The following is a 23,780-nucleotide window of genomic DNA, read 5'->3' as shown; positions in this document are numbered from 1 at the left end:
AGAAAATCTGCTTGCGTATCTATGCTAAAAGTCCCAGTTCTTCACCCTTGCGATAGCCTTCTGCCATTTCTCCCGCAATACCGATTGCCCTTCCACAGGTGGATTGGGCGAAAAGGTTCTGGCCACGGTATATTGTTCCCGGATCTGCTGCAGGGTCCAGAAGTTGGTAGCTAGGCCTGCCAGGTAAGCAACACCGGTGGCACCGGAGGGCATTACCTGCGGCCGCATGACCGGGTATTGCAGGATATCGGTTTGCATCTGCATGAAGAAATCGTAAGTAGCGGAGGTGCCATCTACCCTTAATTCGGTAATGGCCCGGCCACTGTCCTTTTCCATGGCTTCCAGCGCATCGGCAATGCCAAGGGCTACTCCTTCAAGCGCGGCGCGGGCAATGTGACCGGAGGAAGTACCCCGGGTGATGCCTATGATCATGCCCCGGGCATAAGGGTCCCAGTAAGGGGTGCCCAAGCCGGAGAGGGCCGGAACAAAAAGTACCCCGCCATTATCCGGTTCGGTTTGCGCCAGTGCTTCTATCTCTGCGGTGGATTCAATGAGGCCCAGGCCATCTCTGATCCAGCGGAATACAGAACTGCCGCCAAATACACTGCCTTCCAGTGCATAGGTGACTTCTCCGCCGATCCGCCAGGCAATGGTGGTGAGCAGGTGGTTATCTGAAATAATGGGTTTGGAGCCGATGTTCATCAGTGCAAAACATCCGCTGCCGTAGGTATTTTTAACCATGCCCGGTTCCAGGCACATCTGCCCGAACAATGCCGCCTGCTGATCGCCTGCCATGGCGGCGATGGGGATGGCAGCATTCAGGATAGCCGTTTCTGTATAAGCGATCACCTCGCTGTTGGAACAGGTGTCCGGTAAAAGTTTATGGGGAATATTAAAGAGACGGAGTAATTCTTCATCCCATTGCAGGGTATGAATATTGAAAAGCATGGTACGGGAGGCATTGGTAACATCCGTTACATGTTTTTTGCCGGCGGTGAGTTTCCATACCAGCCATGCATCTATTGTTCCAAAGGCCAGCTGGCCCTGTTCTGCCCGGATGCGGGCATCTTTGATATGATCCAGTATCCAGGTGATCTTGCTGGCAGAGAAATAGGCATCAAGGATCAGCCCGGTTTTCTGGCGGATGAGGCCGGAGAAGCCCTGGTAGCGGAATTCATCACAGAGTTTAGAGGTGCGCCTGTCCTGCCAGGCAATGGCATTGTACACCGGCTCCCCGGTGATACGGTCCCAGAGCACGGTTGTTTCCCGCTGGCTGGCAATGCCTATACCGGCAATCTCTTCTGCTGCAATACCGGCGCTGGCGATGAGTTCCTCAATGGCAGACAACATGGTAAACCAGATCTCATTAGGGTCTACCTCTATCCAGCCGGGCTGGGGATAATACTTTTCGTATTCCTTCTGCACCTGCCTGATCACCTTTCCTTCCCGGGAAAACAGCACAGCCCCGGCAGCGCTGGAGCCGAGATCAAGGGAGAGGATATATTTCTTTTGACCGTTCATATCGTTTATAGCTTTTTCAGGTCTCCAATAGCCTGCATGAGTTCACCAAGGTACAGGTACATCGCTTCCAGGTATTCATTTCCCAGATCTGTGAGCTGGTAATATTTACGGGGAACGCCTTCATCCATTTCCACCCAGCGTGATTCCACGAGTTTCTCTTTCTTCAACCTGCTGAGCAGCGGATAGATAGTACCTTCAGCAATATCCATATCAGCCAGCTTTTTGATCTCGCTGATCAATTCATACCCGTAACGCTCCTTCTTTTGCAGCAGGAGCATAATGATGTATTCAAACAGTCCTTTTTTGATCTGGGATTGCCATCGGGTAATGAAATAGGCATTTTGCTTACTCTCCATAAGGGAATTAGTACATTGATAATACGTTAGATGGCTAAAAGTAATCAAAAAAAGGCTGACCGTAAGGCCAGCCTTTTAGCTATTTCAATAAATGAGGTCTTTCCTTATACAGCTTCCAGATCAATTCTCCGAAGATGGTGTTAGCCCATGCAAACCAGGCGCGGCTGAACTTGGTGGCATCATCCTTGTCGAACGACTCATGCATGAATCCTTTACCGGCATGGCATTTCTGTAATGTCTGCAGGCATTGCCTGATCTCTGCCTCATTGTTACTGGTCAGGCCCTGCATCACTAAACTGATCGTCCAGATCCTGTTCAGGCCAGTATGCGGACTACCAATTCCCTTTCCGGCTTTCCCTGAGAAAAAGAAGGGATTTTCTGAAGAGAGGATCAGTTTGCGGGTATTGATATAAACGGGGTCATTCGGTTTTATCGCACCCAGGTAAGGCAGTGATAGCAGGCTGGGTACATTGGCATCGTCCATCAGGTTGAAGCTACCGAAGCCGTTCACTTCAAACGCATATACTTTACCAAACTGCGGATGCGTAACGATGGCATATTTCTGCAGTGCATTCTCCACTTCTGTAGCCAGTGTGCGGCAGGCATTGGCCAGATTGGCATCTTTATGTAAAGCCTGCACCATTTCTGCCGCCTGCCTTAAACTCACTACAGCAAAGAAGTTGGAAGGAACGAGGAAAGGAAAGATAGTGGCATCGTCACTCGGGCGGAACATGGAACAGATCAGCCCAACGGGTTTAACCGGGTAACCGTATCCGCCAATGGGTACACCATCTGTTGCCCAGGAGGTGGTCCGCTGGAAGTGATAAGGGCCGGGGCCATCCTTACGTTGCTGCTCCTTAAATGTTTTCAGCGTCAGCTCTATGGATTGCTTCCAGGTGGCATCAAACGGAGAAGTATCCCCTGTTATTTTCCAGTACTGGTATGCCAGGCGGATGGGATAACATAAGGAATCTATTTCCCATTTGCGTTCATGGATACCGGGCTTCATATCTGTGAGGTCACTTTTCCATTCGCCCTGTTTGGTTTCATCTCCATAGAACGCATTGGCATAAGGGTCTTTCAACACGCACTTCACCTGGTGATTGATCACCCCCGCAATAAGGTGGCGCAGCTGCTCATCTTCTTTTACAAGAGGAAGGTAAGGCGATACCTGTGCGGTACTGTCCCTCAGCCACATGGCATCAATATCCCCGGTGATCACGTAAGTGTCCGGACGGCCATCTTTCATTTTATATTCTACTGTAGTGTCCAGCGTATTGGGGAAGCAATTCTCAAAAAGCCAGGATAATTCTGTGTTGGTGCTTTTGCTCTTTACAGCAGCAATTGCCTTTTCCACTGCTTCACTGCGGAACTTGCGCTGTGCTGCAGGGATACGTACAACGGGGAATTCTGCCTGGCCGGCCCAGGAAAGTGCAGGGCGTAAAATAACGGCGGACGATAATAACGCGGATTGACGTAGGAACTTTCTTCTGCTCATATTTTATGTTTGATCCTGAAAAATAGGAACTTCTTTGCCAATGGAGGCTGCTAAAATATTGCTAACGAGCAAAAAAAAACCGGTCTATAGAAATAGACCGGCCGTCATTACAGTGAACTTGAACAATTTGTTCAACTATTTTTCCAGGGAACCGCCGTAAAGAGGATCCTGAGATTATTGCTTTTGTACGCCGATCAGTATTTTTCTGCTGCGCACTGCAGGCCTGGCTTCGCCAACCGGCAATACCACTTTATTATTCCATATCACCAATGGTGTGGTAACAGGTGCGTATACATTCTCTGCTTTAATATAACCCGTTACAGACCATGTGTCTTTAACCGTATTATAACGAAGCACTTCCCTGTTAAAACCGGGATGTGCATCTTTCAGCTCAGTAACGCGTGCAGCATTTGCGCCATCATCTCCACCAAACAGTAACAGATCCGCCCGGCCGTTATTGTAGACTGGTGTAGGTGCAGCGGCCAGTACCCCGGGGAGGTCTGCGATCTGCTTCCATCCTGCACCGGGTTGATATACCCAGCTATCTTTTAAATATTTTCGTTGTAAAGTACTATCAAGGTATACGCCGCCGAAAACATAAAACTTACCTTTCTCCGTACCTGCCATGGCCAGCATGCGTGGCTGGCCGGGTAAGGGTTCCAGCACTTTCCACTGCGGAGCAGGTGCATTGAGGTCAAGGCTCCAGCAGTGTTGTGTTGCCCTGCCGGTGGGCGATGCAATCCCTCCGGCCATGTAAATGGTTTCGTTGATCAGCACACCGCAGGCATTGATCGCCGGGCCAGGCATAGGAGGTAAAGCAGTGATAGTTACTTTTCCCTTTTTATAACTGATGATGAAGGCATCTGCATAATTCAATCTGGCGTCTCCCCCACCCAGGCATACTAATCCTTTCTTGCTGCTGAGCGCTACACCATACCCTAAGGGACGTGGTAATCTGCCGGCCTGTTTCCATTTGCCATTTTCCTTTTCCAATACCCAGATAGTATCATACCAGGTTTTTACACCGCCATCCCAGGGCCTTTTATTGCCGGGGAAATTGGTGCCGCCTGCTATGATCAGGGCGCCGTTGCTTACACCGGCATAAGCTCCTGCCAAACCATCTGCCACCGGCAACTGCGTAGCCTGTTTCCAGCTAAACTGTGCTTTGGTTTGTATAGTCAGGAGGCATATAATAAATGCCAGTAATCCTCTCATTTAAGTTCTTTAAGTTTCCTTGCAGGTGCCTTTTCAAAGAAAGACAGTGCAGACAGTTGTTCATGGAACTTATCGTATGCGGCCGCATCCAGCGTAGTCAATGGAAGCCGGCATGGTCCAAGGTTCCAGCCTAACATATGCATGATTGCCTTTTGCCCTGGTATGGGCGGATATTTCACCAATATACGGATCACTTCTACCATATAAGCATGTGATGCCTGCGCTTTGGCAATATCTCCATTGCGGAACGCCGCTATTGTTTGCAGGTAAAGCGGTGCAGCAAAAGTATACGTGCTGCCAATGGCTCCCTGCGCGCCTATTGCCAATGCAGGTAATAACATTTCATCCAGCCCGTACAGGATATCAAACTTACCGTTCTCAAAATTCAGGCAGGCCTGGTATTCATGCAAAGTAGTGGCAGTGTATTTAATGCCTGCCAGGTTAGGAATGGCCGGGGCTGCTATTTTCAGGAACTCTATCATATCCATGCCCACACCTGTAAGGTGCGGGATGTGATAATAGTAGAAAGGTAATTGCGGTGCTGCCGAAGCAATCTCCGCCATACTATCTGCCAGGTTTTGAACACTAACAGGTTTGAAGTAAAAAGCTGCTACTGCGGAAATAGCATCTGCCCCTATCTCCTGTGCATGTGCCGCCAATGCCCTTGCTTCTGCAATACTGCTATGCCCAACGTGAACGAAGATCAGCAATCTCTTCTGTGCCGCTTTTACAAATGATTCCGCTACGGCCATCCTTTCGGCGGTGGTCATATTGGGCCCTTCGCCATTACTGCCGCATACAAAGATTCCTGTTAACCCATCCGCTACCAGTTTATCCACCAGGGGCTGGATGAGGGCATGATTTACAGATCCGTCCTCATGCATGGGAGTGAATGCCGCAGCAATTAATCCTTTTACCTTTTCCATGTTATAGTTATTGATAACCTTCTGTTTGTTTGATCAGTTTGTTATTGGCCAGTACCGTTGTGTTCAATGGCCAGAACAGCGGTGTTGTTTTACCAGCCAGGTTGGGCACAACTGTATAGACATTGATGGTACCACCTTTGTGGAACCTCACCAGATCGTACCAGCGTTTTTGTTCAAAGAAAAGCTCACGGCCTCTTTCATTCAGCACTTCTTTCTCTACGGTAACTTTATCTGTTGCGCCGGTGTAATCTCCGTTGCCGGTACGCACCCGCACTTTATTAAGATATCCGATGGCCAGCCCTGTCTGATCCAATGCTGCATAGGCTTCTGCTTTCAGCAGGAAGATATCTGCGAGGCGGTACATGATCACATCGTTATCTGCCACACGGTCGTCTGTATATTTAGTACCGGGATACTTAGTGATCCAGGATATTTTCGGGCCACTTGCCTGCCGTTCCGTAACCCAGGTATAAGGTTTCCGCTTGTCTGCAGGGTATTGATTGAATAAAGCTCTCGACTGAAGGCTTATCTGGTAAGCACCCTGCCCATTTGCGGTAGTATTGCAGTAAGGGAGACTATCCAGGTTGAGGGCTCCCTGCACACCGGTAAGGTAAGGTAATGCATTTACCACATAATGGCTGGCATTAGGTACCACGCTGCTACCTGTAACGGGTTCATCCCGCTGATAATAGGCAGCCAGCAACACTTCCGGGTTGGTAGCTGCACGTAAGCCTGTTACATTTTTGAAATCGGTGTTCAAAGTAGTGCCTGTTTTTTCCACTTCATCAATCGCTGCAATCGCGGCATTCAGGTCAGCAGCTCCGCCACCCAGCACTTTAGCGCTCCATAATTTCACATCTGCTTTCATGGCCTGTGCAGAGCCATAGGCAAAACGGTATTTTGAAGGGAAGGATGTAGCTGCAAACTGGCTCATAGACTTATAGATGGTAATAGCCGTGTCCAGGTCTGCATTGATCTGCTTCATCACATCTGTTGCCGGAGAACGCGCCAGCAGCGGTACATTTTCATCCACTACAGCGGTTAACATCAAAGGTGCATCTCCGATAACGCGGGTGAGATGGAAATAAAAATATGCGCGCAGGCAATACGTTTCTGCAATGATCCTTTTACGGGTATCCGGGTTGGCAGCAAATTCAAAAGCCTTGATCTTTTCCAACAACAGGTTGCAATGCCCGATGGCTTTGTACCAGTCGTTGTAATTGATAGCACCGTTAGCAGGGGTGATGATCTGCGTCCAGGCTACACCAAAGCGGGAGTTTAAGGCGGAGATCAGTTCATCTCCGCGCTCAGTACCATAGGTTATGTTGTTGGCGAAGAACCGCATAAAACCATATATACCGGTTACATAAGGATCAAAATCACCTTCGCTCTGAAAATAGGTTTCTTCCGTAATACTGGATTGCGGTGTTACTTCCAGGAGTTTCTTACATCCGGTCAATCCCACTACAACTATCAAACTAAACAGGAATATCTTTTTCATGACTGAATTTTTTATTACTTAAAACTTAACCGTTGCACCCAGTGAGAATTGTCTTGGGCGGGGATATCCTATCGCATCAAAACCTGTATAGGATTCAGGATTGATCCCTTCATATTTGGTGAGGTACCCCAGGTTGTACACACTGGCAAAAACGTTCATGCCGGTGGAACGGATCTTTTTCATGATGTTACGTGGAATATCGTAAGAGAGGGTGATCTCACGGAAAGCCAGGAAATCTCCTTTTTGATACATCACAGATACATCGGAGGAATAACTGTTATTCACACCCAGTGTTGCACCACGCAGATAGTTCCTTTGGCCGAAATCAAAATCCGCAAAAGAGAAACGTGCGTATTTCTTACCCACATCTCCTGATTTTTGCCAGATGTCCGGTCCTAAAGCCTGTTCAGGTGCGCCTTCGTTAAAGGCCCTGCCCTGTCCTAAAGAGCGGGCCAGTGCACCATTGGTGATCATATGCCCCATGGCATAGTCCATGGCCACTCTTAACGTAATGCCTTTATAGGAAAATGTATTCTGCCATCCGCCTATTTTATCCGGTGTACGGTATCCCATAAACACCTGGTCTTTGGTATCTATCACCCCATCATTATTCACATCATTAAAAATGAAATCGCCTGCTCGTTTTCCAACAGCGATGCCGGATGCGGAAGCCAGGTTATCTTTCTTTGTGGCATTCCAGGCAGCTGCTTCAGCATCTGTGGAGAACACGCCTAACACCTGGTAAGCATATAAAGCAAAAGGTCTTTCACCTTCTGCAAAACCACCGGCTTCCACAAGGGATTTAGTAGCAGGATCCCATACCACATCTCCACCCTGGCGGTTTTTCGGTCTGCCATTAGCAGGCAGTGCTTTGATCATTTGCTTATTGTAAGCAAATGAGAAGTTGGTGTTCCAGATGAAATCTTTCACCTGTAATACGGTGCCCCCTAACTCGATCTCTATACCCGTATTCTGTAAGGTCCCGTTGTTATAAAAGATAGAAGCAAATGGTGCTTCAGAAGGCAAAGGTTTTGACGCCAGCCTGTCTTTTGTGAGCTTGTTATACCAATCCACGGTAAGATTGATGCGGTTATTGAGGAAACCGGCTTCAATGGCAACGTCCATGGACTCAGTGCCTTCCCATTTCAGGTTGGGGTTGCTGAGATTAGCTCTCAATATACCAGAACCCTGGGCATAAGAATAAGCATTGTATCCACCATAAGTATCTACTACCCGCAGGTCGCTGGCACCTACCAATCCATAGCTGCCCCTGAGTTTGAGGTTGCTGATAGGTTTTACATGCCAGAAGCGTTCCTTGTGGATATTCCATCCGGCAGAGAAAGAAGGGAAATAAGCATATTTATTTTCCGGTGCAAAATTGGAGAACCCGTCATAACGCAGTGAGGCACTGAAGAGATATTTTGCTTCGTAATCATAATTCAACTGCCCGAACAAACTGGCTGATTTTGATTCTCCCAGCGAAGTACCAAAGTAGTCTGGTATTGTATTTGAAGTAGGAACGCCACCGATAACAGAGGTTGGCGGTTCATTGATCGTATAGATATAATCGTTGGTAGCTCTTTGTGAGCTGATATTAATATTGCTGTTGGTATTCCTGGTATAGTTAAACCCTCCCAATAAAGTAAAGTTATGTTTCTTGTTCAGATCAAAATCGTACTGCAATACCTGGTCTACCATTAACTGGCGGCTGTTATTAGTGGCCTCCCTCTTTTCACGCTGGTAAGTAGGTTGAATTTCATCAGCCGGCGTGGCTTTCCGCATGAACATGTAGCGGTAATCTGAAATGAGGTAAGAGATGGACGGTCTGAAATGCAGACCAGGCAGGATGGTCCAGTCTCCGGCCAGCCTTGTTACCACACGTTCTGTAGAGGTCCTGGTATCATCATATTTCACAGTATGCAACCTGTTGCGGGCAGACCATAATTCACCCAATGCAGGATTACCGTCATCCTTATAAATGCGGATCAATGGCGTGATACGCGTAGCTCTTGTGAGATCATTCGTAAAATTATCCACGTAGTTGGGTAATACATTCTGGTAGTTCAGCATGGCATCCACTTTGAAATTGTTGGTGGCCTGGAAGCTGAAGTTGCCTAATGCATCATAACGTTTATAGTTAGTACCAATAAAGGTTCCCCGCTGATCTGTATATCCGAGTGAAACGTTATAATTCGCTCTCTCGGAACCACCGTCTATAGATACATTCGTATTGCTGGACAGGCCTGTTTTCCAGATAAGGTCCTCGTAGTTATTATCTGCATATAATAATTTGGTGCCCGGATTAATGGGATCGTCCATGGTCATGTAACCATGTGCCAGCAGGTTATCCACGTAGGCCTGACCTTCAATGGCCACAATGTTATCATACAATGCCGTGAGGTTCACATTCCTTCCGTACTGACCTTTAGCCGTGTATACACGCGTACCGGCAGAGAAACCGCCATTGTTCAGCAGGTTGTTCTTATCGAGGTTATCCGCTGTATTCCTTACCGTAGTGCGGGCCAGTTTCAGGTAATCTGTTGCATTGAGGTATTTATAATCACGTGCCGGGGTTTCCCAGGTGGTGCGGTGATTCACGGCAAGGTTCATTTTGCTGTTATTCTTTCCGCCTTTTGTTTTAATCACAATTACACCGTTAGCACCACGCGCACCGTAGATTGCAGTAGAGGCTGCATCCTTCATCACTTGTATGGATTCAATGTTATCCGGGTTCACATCGCTCATGGAACGGAACACCCCATCGATCACTACCAGCGGGCTTCCTCCGTCTGTATTCACCACATTTCCGCCACTGGTACCAATACCTGTTCCATACACATTCAGCTTGGTACTACCGCGAATGATGATGTTATTCGCGCCTTCACCAGGCTGGCCGGAAGAAATGGGAATGGACATACCGGCGATCTTTCCCTGCATAGCCTGTATGGGATTGGGATTGGGAGAGTGTTTGAGTTCTTCCACATCCAGTTTGGAAATAGCGGCAGTAGCTTTTGTACGGGATTGCTGCATATACCCTACGATCACCACATCTTCCAGCGTTGTGTTGGCCGAAGCGAGTTGAACGTTCAAAACTGTACGCCCCCCTACACTCTGCTCCTTATTAAGGTAGCCGAGGTAAGAGAATATCAATATTCCATCCGCCGGAACATTGATGGAATAGCTACCATCAGCACCTGTAAAAGTGCCTCGTGTAGTGCCTTTCAGCTGTACACTGGCCCTTTCAATGGGCACACCGGTAGAGTCAGTGACCTTGCCACTAACTGTAGACTGTGCCATTGCAGCGAAAGCAGGCAACAGTAACATAGATACAAAGAATAAAAGTCCCGATCTGGAGATTAAGAGAGATAAGTTCATAACGGATCACTGTTTAGACAGAGATGGAATTTTTAACGATAGCTATGTAGATATGTACTACATATCAAATGTAAAATAAAAAGACACAACCAACCAAATTAATTTTTGGGGAATAAAAAAAGGGAACTGCTTTCCGGCAGTTCCCTTCCCATATGTTGCATGAATTATTTCAAGCGGTCGAAGTGTGGTTTGAGGTGCTCCATCATACCAGCCCTGAATTCTTCCTTGCTGCCATCCTTCAGTATGTTCACCAGGTCTATGTGGGATACGGTACCGATCTTGGGCACTTTTTCCAGGCTGATCACATAACCAAAAATAGGGAGGAGCATATTCTGGAAACGGGTGAGCGTATCGTTCCCCGTCATCTGGTAGATCTTTCCGTGAAAAGCTACTTCATTGCTGATACGGAAGGCCTGTCCTTTCCCCTTGGGCTCCTGGCTTTTGGCGATGGCTTCCAGTTCCTTCAGATCTTTTTTAGTTTTGCGGAGGTAGAGAATATCCGCCAGTCCCATTTCCAGGGTAAGCCTCAGTTCAAAGATATCCTGCAGGGTACTGTCGTCTATGATCAAGGGGTCTAATACTCTTTCGAAAGATCCAAGTATATCAGGGCGGGAAAGGATCATACCTCTTCTCTTTTTCGTTTCCACCATACCTAACATACGGAGGCGGCTTAATGCTTCTCTCACTACGTTGCGGCTCACGCCTAATGCTTCTGCCAGTTCCAGTTCTGAAGGAAGTGCATCCCCGGGTTTAAAGGATTTCTTTTTTAAATAATCGCGCAGCTCTTTCTCGACAATATCTGCCATCGTGTTCTGAGCAATGGGGACAAGATCTTTGATCAGATCAATTTTAGCCATACGGGTAGGTTAATTTTTGTATAAATGTAGTACATTATAAATAATCTCACCTGGTAAGTAAACCTATCAGCCCTGCATGCTGCGGAAACAACTGTGAGAGTGCCGCTCTTTCTGCCAGTTCAAAATCAGCAAAATCAAATCCCGGCGCAACGGTACAACCCACAAGTGCAAAGCCGCCGGTTTCTTCTACGGAGGAGGCAAACCAGCTGCCGGCGGGGATCACTAACTGCAGTTGTTCTCCCTGTGTAATGTCTCTGCCTAAGCGGTGTACATGTAATGTACCGTTTGGTTTGATCTCGTAGATATGCAGGGTAACGCCATCATAGAAATGCCACATTTCATCAGATGCGATCCTGTGAAAGGCTGAGAACTCTCCATCTTCCAGTAAGAAATAAATGCCTGTTGAAGCAGCCCTTGGCCCGGCTGGTTGTTGTAATACCAATGGTGCTCTATAAGTTTCCCTGAAAGAGCCCCCTTCTACATGTTGCGTTAATTGGAGCGTTTCGCGCCAGTAGGCTGCCGTAGTTTTCATGGCTTAAACTTACAGCGTTTTTTTCCAAATTAAAGCGCTGCCTGCTGGTATATTCTTTTTTTCAGGGATGGTTTGCCCTTTTTCCGCCTTCCCCACCAGATATAAATACCGGTAATGGGTAAGCTGGCACAGATAAGGCTGGCGAAGAACATCAGGATCTTGCCCGGTAGTGCCAGTACTGCTCCCGTATGGATATCGTAATTCATCCGGCGCAGTTTATCACCAAAACCCGCGTCTTTGTAGAATCCGGCATAGGGCCCATCTTCTTTTAATGGCTTCAGGGTGTACTGATCAAACTGGTAATTATCTGTTTTATAGTAAGTACCGGGGCGGTGATTGATGGTAACGCTTATGGGAGCATTTTTGGTAGCAGCAAAATATACACTGATCCCTGCACCTTCCGGCATGTGCTGGCGTACCTGGTTCCAGGCCATGTCAGTGGCTTTTTCAACGGCATATTCTTTTGTATAAGCAGTGGTATCAGAAGTTGCGTAGATAGCGTCATCGAGGGACTTTCCGCCGGAGGTGGCATAATACAGGGAATTGCTCCACCATTGGAAACCCCATACCAGCCCGGTGATCACAAGTACCAATGCAATAAACATGGCGTAAAAACCCAGTACGTTGTGCAGGTCGTAATTCTTCCTGCGCCATTTTGCATCCCATTTGATGCTGAACCTTTGTTTGCGTGCAGCTTTGTTCTTTGGCCACCAGAGGATTAAACCGGTTACCAGCATTACAAAGAATATGAGCGTGGCGTAAGCAACAATGGGCTGGCCGATGTGATCAGGCAGCCAGAGATAGAAGTGGCCATCGAGGATAAAGCGGAAGAAATCGTTTTCTGCATTCCAGACCTTTAGCACTTTGCCGGTGTAGGGGTCCATGAACACCTGGTAATAATATTCGGGATCGCCGCCGTAGAATTGTACAACGGTGCTGTATTTGCCCCCCTGGTAACTGATGCCGTTAGCTACTTTGCCGGGGAATTGTTTTTCAGCAATCGGGCGGAGCACAGAGGGGGGCAATGGTTGCACGTTTGCTTTTGGCTCAGTGTAGTACCAGGAACCATTCACCAGGCCACGCAGTTCCCACTCAAATGCGAGCAAACAACCGGTAATGCTTATAACAAATACAACCAGCCCGGATGTAAATCCGAGCCAGAGATGTACTTTCCCTACTATTTTTTTCATCTTACCTGTCAGGCTAAAAATTGAATATCCGGTGCAAATATGCACCGGTAATTTCCCGGTAACAAGACGGATCGGGAAAAACTATTGCGCAATCAGGAAAATGCTTTTAAATGCTAACGCCAGGCACCTAAAATGAGGCCCACAAGGGTAAAGTAAACAGTGATAAAACCTCCATTGATAAGGATGTACGCCCAGGAGCGCATTTCAAATAATGCGATAATGGCAAAGATGAGGGAGGAAAATCCAAAGCCGGCGAGGAAACCTGCGGTAGCACCCCATTGCCAGTCTGTTTGGGCATCGCCCAGGAAAAAGGCCATGTTGTAGCTGATGATCAGCGAAAAGATGAAAGCCAGCGTGTAGGTGACTGCAGGTTTTACACTTTTCAGCTGCTCGTCTGTAAAGTGGTTCGCTCTTTTCCAGCCGTTGTAGAAAAGCATGGGAGAATACCAGATAGCGCCCAGTACAAGGTTTAGAATGGCGCAGACCAATACTGCCCAGTGGTTGATAATGAAATCCATAGGTGCGACAGTTTATGTGAAAGATAGATTTGCTGCATCCGGGGTGTTAGTTCTCGTTCACTGTTTAACTAATTTAAGGAAATTATCCACGCTGCATCACATTTGCAATAAATTCGTTATATTACATACGTGCGACCTTTCCTCGCCATATGCCTTTTTGCAGTGATCAGCCTGCAGCTTGCCTTCCGGATAACCGGATATCTGCAATGTATTGTGAAGATATACATGCATGATAAAAACGTTCCGGCAGATTGCGGTTGCGTTCACTTCCTCACTCAGGCATTTGATGGTAAGGACCCTGATGCTCAATTGCAGCAGTTAAGTTCCACGCTTAAAATGCAGGACTACGTTCCTTCTCTGAACGGCCCTGTGTTGGGAACTCAGCTAATGCAGTCCCCCGTTGTGTATGGTGTTGTTTCATCACACTACCATTACAAGGGGTTGAAAAACATCTTCCATCCTCCCTGCACTATTACCTCTCTGATCTGACATTCATTATCTCACACGCGATCTGTTTTCGTGTACCCTGCCAGTTTCCAAACCTAACAGGCGTACATATATCCTCGTGTGCAATTTTGATTTTTTATTTCTCACACGCGATCAGTTTACGTGTACCCTGCCAGTTTCCAAACCTATAAAGGCAAACGTATACCCGTTGTGTGCCATTCCGGCTATGTACGGCGCATTTTGCGTTGTACGTATGCCATCACCCTTTTATGCATTTTTTATGAAAACAATATGGCTATACATGTGCTGCATAGCCGGGCTCATCACACTTATCCGATGCAGCCCACCTGCTATCGTGCAGCAATCATCATTACCTTCTCCTCCCGCCACGGTGTTATTAGGTGAACAGCTAAGATCTGCATTTGATCAACTGCCTTTTAAACACTGGTTTGATTCCATTTATCACGGCTATACTGCAGATGCTGCCCTGCTGAAAAGTGCATGGACGGATGAACAGGTGGACGTGTTCATGGGTACCTGGTGTGGAGACAGCCGAAGGGAAGTGCCGCATTTTCTCAAGATCATGGACAGCCTGGGGGTACCTCCCCAAAAAGTCCGGATCATTTGTACCAAAAGCGGCAATCCGGGTCATAAAACCAGTCCCGGCAGGGAAGAACAGGGATTGTACATTTTCCGCGTACCTACTTTCATTGTCAGAAAAAACGGCAGAGAAATAGGGAGGATCGTGGAATTCCCCGTGCAGTCACTGGAAAAAGACCTGCTGGCCATTATCCGGGGGCAACCCTACGAACCCAATTACGCCGCCGGCGATCGTTTGCGCAGGATGTTTGAAGTGAAAAGCCCGGGTATGCTGCATGCACAGTTACCCCTGCTGGCTGAGAAAGTGAAGCCTGTCAGCAAAAGCGATGGCGAATTGAACGGGTTCGGGTCTGTGCTCCTGTCTGCCGGTTATATGGAACATGCCATCACAGCTTTCCAGCTCAACACTCTCCTCTACCCCGAAAAACCGGATAGCTGGAAGTGGCTGGCAGAGGGCTACAGGCAGAACCATGATAATGAAAAGGCGGTGACCGCTTACCGGAAACTGCTGGAATTATCGCCGGGGCTGGAGCTCGCCCAGGTAAGGCTGGACAGTCTTAAAGCTTTGTAATCAAATAGTTGCAGGGAGGATGGGTCGTACAAACTCCTGAAAGGCGCTCTTTTAAAGAGCGCCTTTTTTTATCTAGAAAAAATATATTTCGTAAATAAGCGATCGCTCACTTATCTTTGTATCCTGATGAGAACAAGGGACGAAAATAAGATATGTGAACTCCATCGCAGAACGGTAGAAATGATCGTGAGGGATGGACTGGATGGCTTTGGCGTGAATAAGCTGGCCAAAGCTGCCGGTGTTTCTCCTGCCACCATTTACATCTATTATAAGGACCGGGAGGACCTCATTGTGCAAACGGCTATCCGTGTAACTGAACGTATGCTGAAGGAAAGCCTGGATGGTTTTGATCCGGATAACATGTCTTTGGAAGAGGGTTTACGGAACCAATGGCAGAACCGCGCCAGGCATTTTTTCAATAATCCGCTGGACACCCAGTTCATGGAAAAAATGCGGTATTCCCATTTGTACGATAAAGTATCCAAAGATGTGTACCATACTTTCAAAGAAATGATGGGCCGTTTCTGCCACAATGCGATAAAAAGGGGCGAACTGATCCCGCTGTCTACAGAAGTATATTGGTCGGTAGCCTATGCCCCTTTATACCAGCTGATCAAGTTCCACTCCCAGGATAAAACTTTTGGCGATACGAAATTTCATTTTACGGAAGAAGCCATGGAGCAAGCCTTACAGTTAGTATTGAAAGCCTTAAAACCCTGATCCGTCAGATCATTCATTCACCCTTAAATGAGCAACTTTATGAACAATGGTTATATCGCAGCACCCATTACGGAGGTATTGGTTTTCCGCACCAATATCAGGTTCAAGAAAGATCTCAGGCAGGTAGGTCCTTTTTTAGATAAACAACCTGGCATTCAGCGATGGAATGTAGACAGGGAGGACTCCGATAAAGTGCTCCGCATAGAAGCCCGGCACCTACTGCCACAAGATATTATCCACCTTATTACCCGGGCAGGTTTCTTCTGCGAAGAACTGCCTGAATAACCTGACAATTTCTAACACACACAATGGAAACAATGCAAGCACCTAAAGAAAGGGTATTTTCCCGGTACCAGGTTTTCGTCATTGCCGCACTTTCTTTACTTCAATTTACCGTGATCCTCGACTTCATGGTACTTAACCCCCTCGGTGAAATACTGATCACCAAAATGAACATCACCACACAACAGTTTGGACTGGTTGTATCTGCTTATGCTTTCAGTGCCGGGATCTCCGGTATCCTGGCAGCGGGTTTTGCGGATAAGTTTGACCGGAAGAAAATGCTGATGGTATTTTACTCCGGTTTCACGATCGGTACTTTCCTTTGCGCACTGGCACCTAATTATCACTTCCTGCTGGCCGCCCGCATCTTTACGGGTTTGTTTGGCGGTGTGATCAGTGCCATTGGTATGGCTATCGTGGTAGATCTTTTCCAGCCGCAGGTGAGAGGCCGTGTAATGGGATTTATGCAAATGGCATTTGCACTCAGCCAGATCCTGGGGATGCCTGTGGGCTGGGAACTGGCCAACAGGTTCAGCTGGCATGCTCCTTTCTGGGTGATTGGTGTAATGGCTGCTATCCTGGGAGGCGCTATCCTTTTTTACATGAAACCTATTACGGAACACCTGAATGCCAGAACAGAAAAGAACGTGGTGGAGCACCTGGTGCATACGGTGAGCAACAGAAAGTACACACTTGCTTTTTGCACTACCATTCTGCTGGCAACGGGAGGTTACATGCTGATGCCTTTCGGCAGTACTTTTTCCCGACATAATATGGGATTGTCCCCACAGGATATCACCTGGCTGTATGTAGCTACGGGAGCCGTTTCGCTGATAGTCAGCCCTATTATTGGTAAGCTGAGTGATAAGCTGGGCAGGATCAATGTATTTTATGCTGCCACCTTATTAACCTGTATCATGGTTTTGATCTTCACAAGGCTACACATTACACCGCTATATCTTGCTATTATCATTAACGGGTTGATGTTTGCAGGTGTACTGGGCCGGATCATTCCTGTTCAGGCTTCACTGGCCTCCATTCCCTCCCTGCAGGACAGGGGTGCTTTTATGAGCATCAATGCGTCCATCCAGCAGATCTCCGGCGGTTTTGCTTCCGTGATCGCAGGCCTGATCGTTTACAAGACAAGCAGCGGATTTTTGCTGAACTATGATATACTTGGGATTGTGATCGTTGGAGCCTTTATTATTACCCTGGTGATGATGAACCGGTTGAACAAGCAGATCGTCACGAATGCTGCGAACGCAGCTGTTGAGAAGAAAAAGGAAGAAATAGTTCCTGCATAAAGAAAAGGCGCCGGTGATCCCGGCGCCTTTTTCATTTAAATAAAGGATTGTAGATCAACCCCAGGATATTCCCCCAGGGATCTTTCACCATTGCCACCTGGATAGGTTCCCCCACGGTACGCGGTTCGCTGTGAGCAGTAGCTCCAAGTGATAACAGGTGCTCATAGGCAGCCTGGATATCCTCTACACCCCAGTAGGTTTCCACTCCTCCAGCTCCGGGATGCTCCTCTCCTTCCGGTATTGGCTGCAATCCCAGTTCATATCCTTCTATTTCAAATCCTACATAATACGGCTCGTTGTAATAAGGAATAACACCGAATGCTTTGGTATACCATGCGGTTGCTTTTGGCAGATCATTTACCCTGTAAATGGTGGTGCGCAGACCTAAAAAATGTTTACTGATATTTATCATAAAATGTCAATTGGCGAATATTTAACAAAACCGGTTAACGGTTGCCCAGTAAGGTTCTCCGCTAATATAACCCCTATCCTCCTAAATATTTATTTTTATTTCGTTCGTGGTAATTCACCGCATCGTAAATTTGTAATACCAGGCACCTGACCCATCTCCTGGAATCATCTAAAACAGTTCTTAATATGGAAAAGCATACCATTCGCGAAGCGTACAAACGCTACTGGCTCGAAAACGGTAAAAGACCCGTATCTGTTTTTGCCCTCTGCAAGATCATAGACATCCCCGAATCTGCATTTTATGAAAGTTATAGTTCATTGGACGGTGTTGAGTCAGACATCTGGCTGAGCTTCTTTGAACGTACACTTGAACAGTTGCAGGCGGATGAAACTTATCTGCAGTATTCCGCACAGGAAAAACTGCTGGCCTTTTACTTTTTGTGGGTACAAAAACTGAAAGAAGACCGTAGTTACATCCTCCTGCAAAAGGAGCGTTACCAGCTGCCCTCCCCGGCTCAATTCAAACAACTCGCTACTTTCAAACAAGCCTTCTTTGAATATGCCACCGGCTTAATTAAAGAAGGATACCTCAGTACAGAGATCAAGGAAAGAAAATTCATTTCCGATAAATATGTACATGGGTTCTGGGTACAGGCATTATTTGTTTTACAGTATTGGATAGATGACAGAAGTATCAATTTTGAAATGACGGATGCAGCTATTGAAAAAGCGGTGAACCTGAGTTTCCAGCTGATCCATTCCAACACTTTGGACAGCCTGCTTGATTTCGGAAAATTCATTTTCACCAGGAAATAGCTAATATGAAGGAGCAAACGAATATTCCTACAGGCAAAGTTGAAAGGGCAGGACGTTTTGTGACCACAGGATTAAAAGTAGGAACGAACTATATCAAACACTACACCCGCAAACTGATGGACCCTTCCACCACAAAGGATGCCCTCCACCAGGAAAATGCGGAAGACATATACGAAACATTAAGCAATCTCAAAGGCAGTGCCCTCAAGGTGGCACAGATGTTAAGCATGGATAAAGGCATGCTGCCAAAGGCTTATACGGAACGTTTTGCGATGAGCCAATACAGCGCACCTCCTTTATCAGGCCCCTTAGTGGTGAACACTTTCACGAAAACGCTGGGCAAAACACCCGCGCAGTTGTATGACAAGTTCGATATGAAAGCAACAAATGCTGCATCTATCGGGCAGGTGCATAAAGCATGGAAGGACGGGAAACCACTGGCGGTGAAGATCCAGTATCCCGGCGTAGCCAACAGTGTTAAATCAGACCTGCGCCTCGTAAAACCTTTTGCGATCAGGATCGTGGGGATGAATGAAGTGGATATGGATAAGTACTTTGATGAGATTGAATCGAAGTTACTGGAAGAAACAGATTATAAGCTGGAACTGCACCGTTCGCAGGAATTATCTGCACAATGTGCGCATATTCCCAACCTTGTTTTCCCGGTGTATTACCCGGAGCTTTCTTCAGACCGGATCATTACCATGGACTGGCTGAACGGCCAGCACCTGAAAGAATTCCTGCTCACCAATCCTTCGCAGGAAGTGCGTAATAAGATCGGGCAGGCCATGTGGGACTTTTACCAGTTCCAGGTGCATAAGCTCAAGAAAGTGCATGCAGATCCGCATCCCGGTAATTTCCTGTTGCGGCCGGATGGTACAGTAGGCATATTTGATTTCGGTTGTGTGAAAGAAGTACCGGAAGATTTTTATGTGAACTATTTCCTGCTCACGGATAAAGAGGTGTTGAAAGATGAAAAACGGCGCAGAGAGATCTACACCAACCTGGAAATGATCCATCCTTCGGATACGGAAAAAGAGATCACTTTCTTCTCAGGGCTTTTCCAGGAAATGATCCGTTTACTCACCCATCCTTTTACCGTAGAACGTTTCGATTTTGGGAACGAAGATTATTTTAATGAGATCTATGCGTATATGGATCACCTGTATAACCTCAAGGAAGTGCGGGAATCGAAAGTGGCAAGAGGAAGCAGGCATTCGCTTTATATCAACAGAACTTATTTCGGATTGTATTCCATGCTGAGTGATCTGAAGGCCGATGTGGTCACGGGGCAAGGCAGGATCCAGGAGATGATCAATGCTTCGAACTAAAACCAATGCTGATCATATTATAGCCGTATCTGTCTGATACGGCTTTTTCATTCCACGGAACTGAGTATCCCTTTCCCCAATCTGCCCCATTTTTCCATCTCTTATTCCTGCTGTTATTGATGGACTGGATTTTGTCCCTTTTCATCTTAAAAAGGATAACCATGAAAAACACACCCATTGGCATCATCAGCATTTTTGTTGTGATGATGCTTGCACAGGCAAGTATCAGTTATTCCACACAGCCGGTTATGACCGTTCAGCAGGAACAACAGGATACTATTCCCAAACACAAAAAGGATTCTTCGGTGAAGAAGAAGAAAAACAAAGACAACGACTGGCCAAAGGACACATTGAACAAGCCGCGCAGGGATACTTTCCCAAGGCTGTACAAACCTTAAAGAACAGTAGCAGGTCAGGCTTTCCTGGAAGCCAGGCCGGTCTGACCAGCTACTTTTTTTAACTAAAACTGATTTTATGAGTATAGGATTCTGGATATTTGTAGGGTTAATATCGCTATTAGTGATCTACATCATCCTGCAAACCAACAGCAGCACAAGAGACAAAGGAGTGGATAAACTTATCAACAGGAATAAACCTCCTTATGATATTGATAATAAAGCAGCGGGTAGCGGAGATTGAGATTATACAGAAGATAGTTCCGCCCCAAAATAGGGCGGAACCATTTTAAATTTTCTTCAGGCCAAAGAACCTTTCCTGCAAAGCCTGAAATATCACAAACAACACCGGAATAATAAACAACCCCAGCACTACACCAAACAACATCCCCCCTATAGCACTTGATGCAATGGAACGGTTCCCCTGTTCCGTTGCCCCCTTCGCAAACAGTAAAGGTAACAGGCCAACAATGAATGCAAAAGAAGTCATGAGAATGGGACGCAACCTGAGCGTGGCTGCTTCCAATGCCGCTTCCAGTAATGCTTTCCCTGCTCTTCTTCTCTGAATAGCAAACTCCACGATGAGGATAGCGTTCTTTGCCAGGAGGCCTATCAACATGATCAGGCTGATCTGTACATAAATATTGTTGGTAACATCCATCATGCGGATGAAAGCAAATACACCCAGGATCCCTGCAGGCAATGATAACATTACTGCCATGGGAAGAATGTAACTTTCATACTGTGCGGCCAGCAGAAAATACACGAACACTACGCATAATCCAAAGATGAAAAGGGTTTCTGAACCGGAGGATTGTTCTTCTCTTGCCATACCGATATATTCATGAGAGAAACCCATGGGTAATGCAGCCGCTACTTCATTCACAGCCTTCATGGCATCGCCGGAGGAGAAACCTTTTTTGGCCTGCACACTTACCGTGATGGCATTTGCCTGGTTCAGGTGATTGATCACTTCAGGGCCATACACACGTTCCAGGTGGGCAATAGATTTCACAGGCACCATTTCTCCGAATGCATTTTTAACATGGATATGTTCCAGGCTGTTTTCATCCACACGATAGGGAACATCTGCCTGTACCACTACGCGGTAGTATTTCCCAAAGCGGTTAAAGTCTGAAGCATATACACTGCCGTAATAGGCCTGCATAGTATTGAGCACTTCACTTACTTCTACGCCCAGTTGTTTAGCTTTCACCTCATCTACCTCCAGCTGGAATTGCGGAAAACTGGCATTGAAGGAAGTATAGGCCGTACCAATTTCAGGACGTTCCTGCAAGGTGGCAATGAAACGGTCTGCCTCTCCTGCCAGTTTACTGATAGGGCCGCCGGTATTATCTTTCAGCACAACATCCAACCCATCTATTGCTCCGAAACCTTGTACAGTAGGCATGATAAAGGTGAAGGAATTACCTTCAGGGTAACTGTAAAAGAGGGTATTTATAGAATCAACAATGCTGTTGATCTCTGAAAATTCCCCTCTTTCTTTTTTTGGCCGTAAAGTGGCGTATATAGAACCATAGGAGGGTGAAACGCTGGCTGCCATGAGGTTCTCTCCTACCACCATGGAACTGAATTCCACCGCTTCCATCTGGTTGATCTTTTTGTGTACACTGTCCAGCACTTTTTTTGTACGGGCATATCCTGCGCCGGGTTGCATATTCAAAGTAGAAATAACAATGTTCTGATCTTCTGTGGGAATAAAAGCTTTAGGTGTGGTGCGTGCCAGCGCAAAAGTAGCAACACCTACCAGTAGCAAAGCTCCCATTGCCAGCCACTTCCGGCCGATCAGGAAATGTGCGGCCCTGATATATCTTGCAGACACTGCTTCAAATCCTGCATTGAAGTAATGGAAGAAACGGCGCCATCCTTTCTTATTATCAGCATGATCTGTTTTTAATAAGAGCGCGCATAATGCAGGACTCAGGGTTAAGGCATTCACAGCAGAGAGTATAATGGCGATGGCCAGGGTAAAAGCAAACTGCCGGTAGAAAACACCTACAGGGCCTTCTGTAAGACCAATGGGCAGGAACACCGCAGCCATTACCAGTGTGATGGAAAAGATGGCGCCGGTGATCTCACTCATGGCAGTAACGGTAGCTGTTTTAGCATCAGTGCCATGGCTCATTTTACTATGCACTGCTTCCACTACCACTACAGCATCGTCTACCACAATCCCAATGGCCAGCACCAACGCAAACAAGGTCAGGAAATTGATGGTGAGGCCAAACAACTGCATGAAGAAAAAGGTACCGATGATAGAAACCGGTACTGCAATTGCCGGGATCAGGGTGGAACGAAAATCCTGCAGGAAGATGAACACTACAATGAATACAAGAATGAAAGCCTCTATCAGCGTACCTTTCACTTGTGCAACAGCTTCGTCCAGGAACCCTTTTGTACTGAAGCTTACAAGGTATTCCAATCCTGATGGGAAAGATTTCTTTGCATTCTCCATCACTTTGAGGATCTCCGTTTGGATATCATTTGCATTGGAACCCGGTGTCTGGTAAATGAACATACCTGCATCCGGCCTGCCTTTGGAGGTTACGGCGGAAGCGTAGGCATGGTCCAGCGATCCCAATTCCACACGGGCTACATCTTTCAGGCGCATCACTTTTCCGCCTGGTTCTGCACGGATCACGATGTTTTCATAATCCGGTTCTTTATTCATTTTGCCTTTATAACGGATCGCATATTCATACGCTACTGCACTTCCTTCTCCCAAACGGCCCGGCGCCGCTTCCAGGTTCTGGTTGTTGATCGCATCTATCACTTCCTGCGGGCTCATGTTGTATGCTGCCAGCTGTGCGGGATTGAGCCAGATGCGCATAGCGTAATCCTTGCTCCCGTACATTGCTACCTTGCCCACCCCCTGCACCCTTTGAATTTGAGGAATAAGGTTTATGAGCATATAGTTATTGACGAACTCTCCATCATAACGGCCATCCGTTGCCAGCAGATCAATGAACATGATCATGCTGTTCTGTTGTTTGGAAGTGATCACACCTGCCTGCACCACTTCTTTCGGCAATTGGTTAGTGGCCTGTGCAATACGGTTCTGAACGTTAACTGCTGCCTGGTCCGGATCAGTACCTGGTTTGAAAAAGACCGTGAGCACCAAAGTACCATCGTTAGAGGAGGAAGAAGACATATACGTCATATTATCCACGCCATTGATCACCTGCTCCAGCGGAGTAGCTACTGCACGGGCCACGGTTTCAGCATTGGCACCGGGGTACCTGGCAGAAACAGCCACAGCCGGAGGGGCAATATCAGGGAAGATCTCCATGGGCAGGCTTTTCAAAGCCAATAATCCCAGTATGAGTAAAATGACGGATACTACAGAGGCCAAAACGGGCCGGTCGATTATTTTTCTGAGCATAATAATTAGGG

22 protein-coding genes are annotated in these 23,780 nt (G+C 47.0%); 9 read left to right on the top strand and 13 right to left on the bottom strand.

What is annotated here, in order from left to right:
- Positions 1-24: 24 nt before the first annotated feature.
- From glpK to AAHN97_RS01735, 11 genes are all read right to left on the bottom strand, one after another.
- Positions 25-1,521 (bottom strand): glycerol kinase GlpK, encoded by a 1,497-nt coding sequence (gene glpK / locus AAHN97_RS01785; protein ID WP_343305873.1) that lies wholly within the window; start codon positions 1,519-1,521, stop codon positions 25-27.
- A 5-nt stretch (positions 1,522-1,526) separates the two neighbouring features.
- Positions 1,527-1,877 carry a PadR family transcriptional regulator gene (locus AAHN97_RS01780; RefSeq protein WP_074240048.1) on the bottom strand — a complete coding sequence of 117 codons (351 nt, stop codon included), beginning with the start codon at positions 1,875-1,877 and terminating at the stop codon, positions 1,527-1,529.
- Between the two features lie 79 nt (positions 1,878-1,956).
- Positions 1,957-3,375 carry a glycoside hydrolase family 125 protein gene (locus AAHN97_RS01775; protein ID WP_343305872.1) on the bottom strand — a complete coding sequence of 473 codons (1,419 nt, stop codon included), beginning with the start codon at positions 3,373-3,375 and terminating at the stop codon, positions 1,957-1,959.
- Between the two features lie 174 nt (positions 3,376-3,549).
- On the bottom strand, positions 3,550-4,590 hold the full coding sequence (locus AAHN97_RS01770; RefSeq protein WP_343305871.1) for a galactose oxidase: 1,041 nt from the start codon (positions 4,588-4,590) through the stop codon (positions 3,550-3,552).
- Entirely contained in the window at positions 4,587-5,516 is a 930-nt protein-coding gene (locus AAHN97_RS01765; protein ID WP_343305870.1) for a dihydrodipicolinate synthase family protein, read from the bottom strand. Before AAHN97_RS01765 ends, AAHN97_RS01770 begins: the two co-directional genes overlap by 4 nt.
- 7 nt (positions 5,517-5,523) lie before the next feature.
- Positions 5,524-7,017, bottom strand: a complete 1,494-nt coding sequence (locus tag AAHN97_RS01760; RefSeq protein ID WP_343305869.1) for a RagB/SusD family nutrient uptake outer membrane protein — start codon at positions 7,015-7,017, stop codon at positions 5,524-5,526.
- An 18-nt stretch (positions 7,018-7,035) separates the two neighbouring features.
- Positions 7,036-10,392 (bottom strand): SusC/RagA family TonB-linked outer membrane protein, encoded by a 3,357-nt coding sequence (locus AAHN97_RS01755; protein WP_343305868.1) that lies wholly within the window; start codon positions 10,390-10,392, stop codon positions 7,036-7,038.
- A 164-nt stretch (positions 10,393-10,556) separates the two neighbouring features.
- Positions 10,557-11,249 carry a FadR/GntR family transcriptional regulator gene (locus AAHN97_RS01750; RefSeq protein ID WP_343305867.1) on the bottom strand — a complete coding sequence of 231 codons (693 nt, stop codon included), beginning with the start codon at positions 11,247-11,249 and terminating at the stop codon, positions 10,557-10,559.
- A gap of 46 nt (positions 11,250-11,295) precedes the next feature.
- The gene (locus tag AAHN97_RS01745) at positions 11,296-11,781 is read right to left on the bottom strand and encodes a cupin domain-containing protein (RefSeq protein WP_343305866.1); all 486 of its coding nucleotides are present in this window, start codon (positions 11,779-11,781) and stop codon (positions 11,296-11,298) included.
- 29 nt (positions 11,782-11,810) lie between these two features.
- The gene (locus tag AAHN97_RS01740) at positions 11,811-12,971 is read right to left on the bottom strand and encodes a PepSY-associated TM helix domain-containing protein (protein ID WP_343305865.1); all 1,161 of its coding nucleotides are present in this window, start codon (positions 12,969-12,971) and stop codon (positions 11,811-11,813) included.
- A 113-nt stretch (positions 12,972-13,084) separates the two neighbouring features.
- Positions 13,085-13,489 carry a DUF1761 domain-containing protein gene (locus AAHN97_RS01735; RefSeq protein ID WP_343305864.1) on the bottom strand — a complete coding sequence of 135 codons (405 nt, stop codon included), beginning with the start codon at positions 13,487-13,489 and terminating at the stop codon, positions 13,085-13,087.
- A gap of 129 nt (positions 13,490-13,618) precedes the next feature.
- Between AAHN97_RS01735 and AAHN97_RS01730 the strand changes: the two genes are divergently transcribed.
- The 5 genes from AAHN97_RS01730 (at position 13,619) to AAHN97_RS01710 (ending at position 17,413) form a co-directional block, all read left to right on the top strand.
- Positions 13,619-13,978, top strand: a complete 360-nt coding sequence (locus AAHN97_RS01730; protein ID WP_343305863.1) for a hypothetical protein — start codon at positions 13,619-13,621, stop codon at positions 13,976-13,978.
- A gap of 238 nt (positions 13,979-14,216) precedes the next feature.
- Entirely contained in the window at positions 14,217-15,107 is an 891-nt protein-coding gene (locus AAHN97_RS01725) for a TlpA family protein disulfide reductase (RefSeq protein ID WP_343305862.1), read from the top strand.
- Between the two features lie 126 nt (positions 15,108-15,233).
- Entirely contained in the window at positions 15,234-15,827 is a 594-nt protein-coding gene (locus AAHN97_RS01720; RefSeq protein WP_343305861.1) for a TetR/AcrR family transcriptional regulator, read from the top strand.
- A 39-nt stretch (positions 15,828-15,866) separates the two neighbouring features.
- On the top strand, positions 15,867-16,112 hold the full coding sequence (locus tag AAHN97_RS01715; RefSeq protein ID WP_343305860.1) for a hypothetical protein: 246 nt from the start codon (positions 15,867-15,869) through the stop codon (positions 16,110-16,112).
- A gap of 23 nt (positions 16,113-16,135) precedes the next feature.
- The gene (locus AAHN97_RS01710; protein WP_343305859.1) at positions 16,136-17,413 is read left to right on the top strand and encodes an MFS transporter; all 1,278 of its coding nucleotides are present in this window, start codon (positions 16,136-16,138) and stop codon (positions 17,411-17,413) included.
- Between the two features lie 31 nt (positions 17,414-17,444).
- Here the strand turns inward: AAHN97_RS01710 and AAHN97_RS01705 are convergent, their stop codons facing one another.
- The gene (locus tag AAHN97_RS01705; RefSeq protein ID WP_343305858.1) at positions 17,445-17,825 is read right to left on the bottom strand and encodes a VOC family protein; all 381 of its coding nucleotides are present in this window, start codon (positions 17,823-17,825) and stop codon (positions 17,445-17,447) included.
- Between the two features lie 185 nt (positions 17,826-18,010).
- Between AAHN97_RS01705 and AAHN97_RS01700 the strand changes: the two genes are divergently transcribed.
- The 4 genes from AAHN97_RS01700 (at position 18,011) to AAHN97_RS01685 (ending at position 20,610) form a co-directional block, all read left to right on the top strand.
- Positions 18,011-18,640: a TetR family transcriptional regulator C-terminal domain-containing protein gene (locus AAHN97_RS01700; RefSeq protein ID WP_343305857.1), complete on the top strand. Its 630-nt coding sequence runs from the start codon at positions 18,011-18,013 to the stop codon at positions 18,638-18,640.
- Positions 18,641-18,645: 5 nt separating this feature from the next.
- Positions 18,646-19,971: an ABC1 kinase family protein gene (locus tag AAHN97_RS01695; RefSeq protein ID WP_343305856.1), complete on the top strand. Its 1,326-nt coding sequence runs from the start codon at positions 18,646-18,648 to the stop codon at positions 19,969-19,971.
- A 161-nt stretch (positions 19,972-20,132) separates the two neighbouring features.
- Positions 20,133-20,369: a hypothetical protein gene (locus AAHN97_RS01690; RefSeq protein WP_343305855.1), complete on the top strand. Its 237-nt coding sequence runs from the start codon at positions 20,133-20,135 to the stop codon at positions 20,367-20,369.
- 76 nt (positions 20,370-20,445) lie between these two features.
- Positions 20,446-20,610, top strand: coding sequence for a hypothetical protein (locus tag AAHN97_RS01685; RefSeq protein WP_343305854.1), 165 nt, complete (start codon positions 20,446-20,448; stop codon positions 20,608-20,610).
- Positions 20,611-20,655: 45 nt separating this feature from the next.
- Here AAHN97_RS01685 and AAHN97_RS01680 read toward each other — a convergent pair whose 3' ends face one another.
- Positions 20,656-23,769: an efflux RND transporter permease subunit gene (locus AAHN97_RS01680; RefSeq protein WP_343305853.1), complete on the bottom strand. Its 3,114-nt coding sequence runs from the start codon at positions 23,767-23,769 to the stop codon at positions 20,656-20,658.
- Positions 23,770-23,780 lie beyond the last annotated feature (11 nt).

Origin of the sequence: Chitinophaga niabensis (assembly GCF_039545795.1) — a bacterium.
GTDB classification, from domain to species: Bacteria; Bacteroidota; Bacteroidia; order Chitinophagales; family Chitinophagaceae; genus Chitinophaga; species Chitinophaga niabensis_B.
The sequence above is the reverse complement of the archived record's forward strand: the minus strand, read 5'-3'. Positions and strand labels throughout refer to the sequence as shown.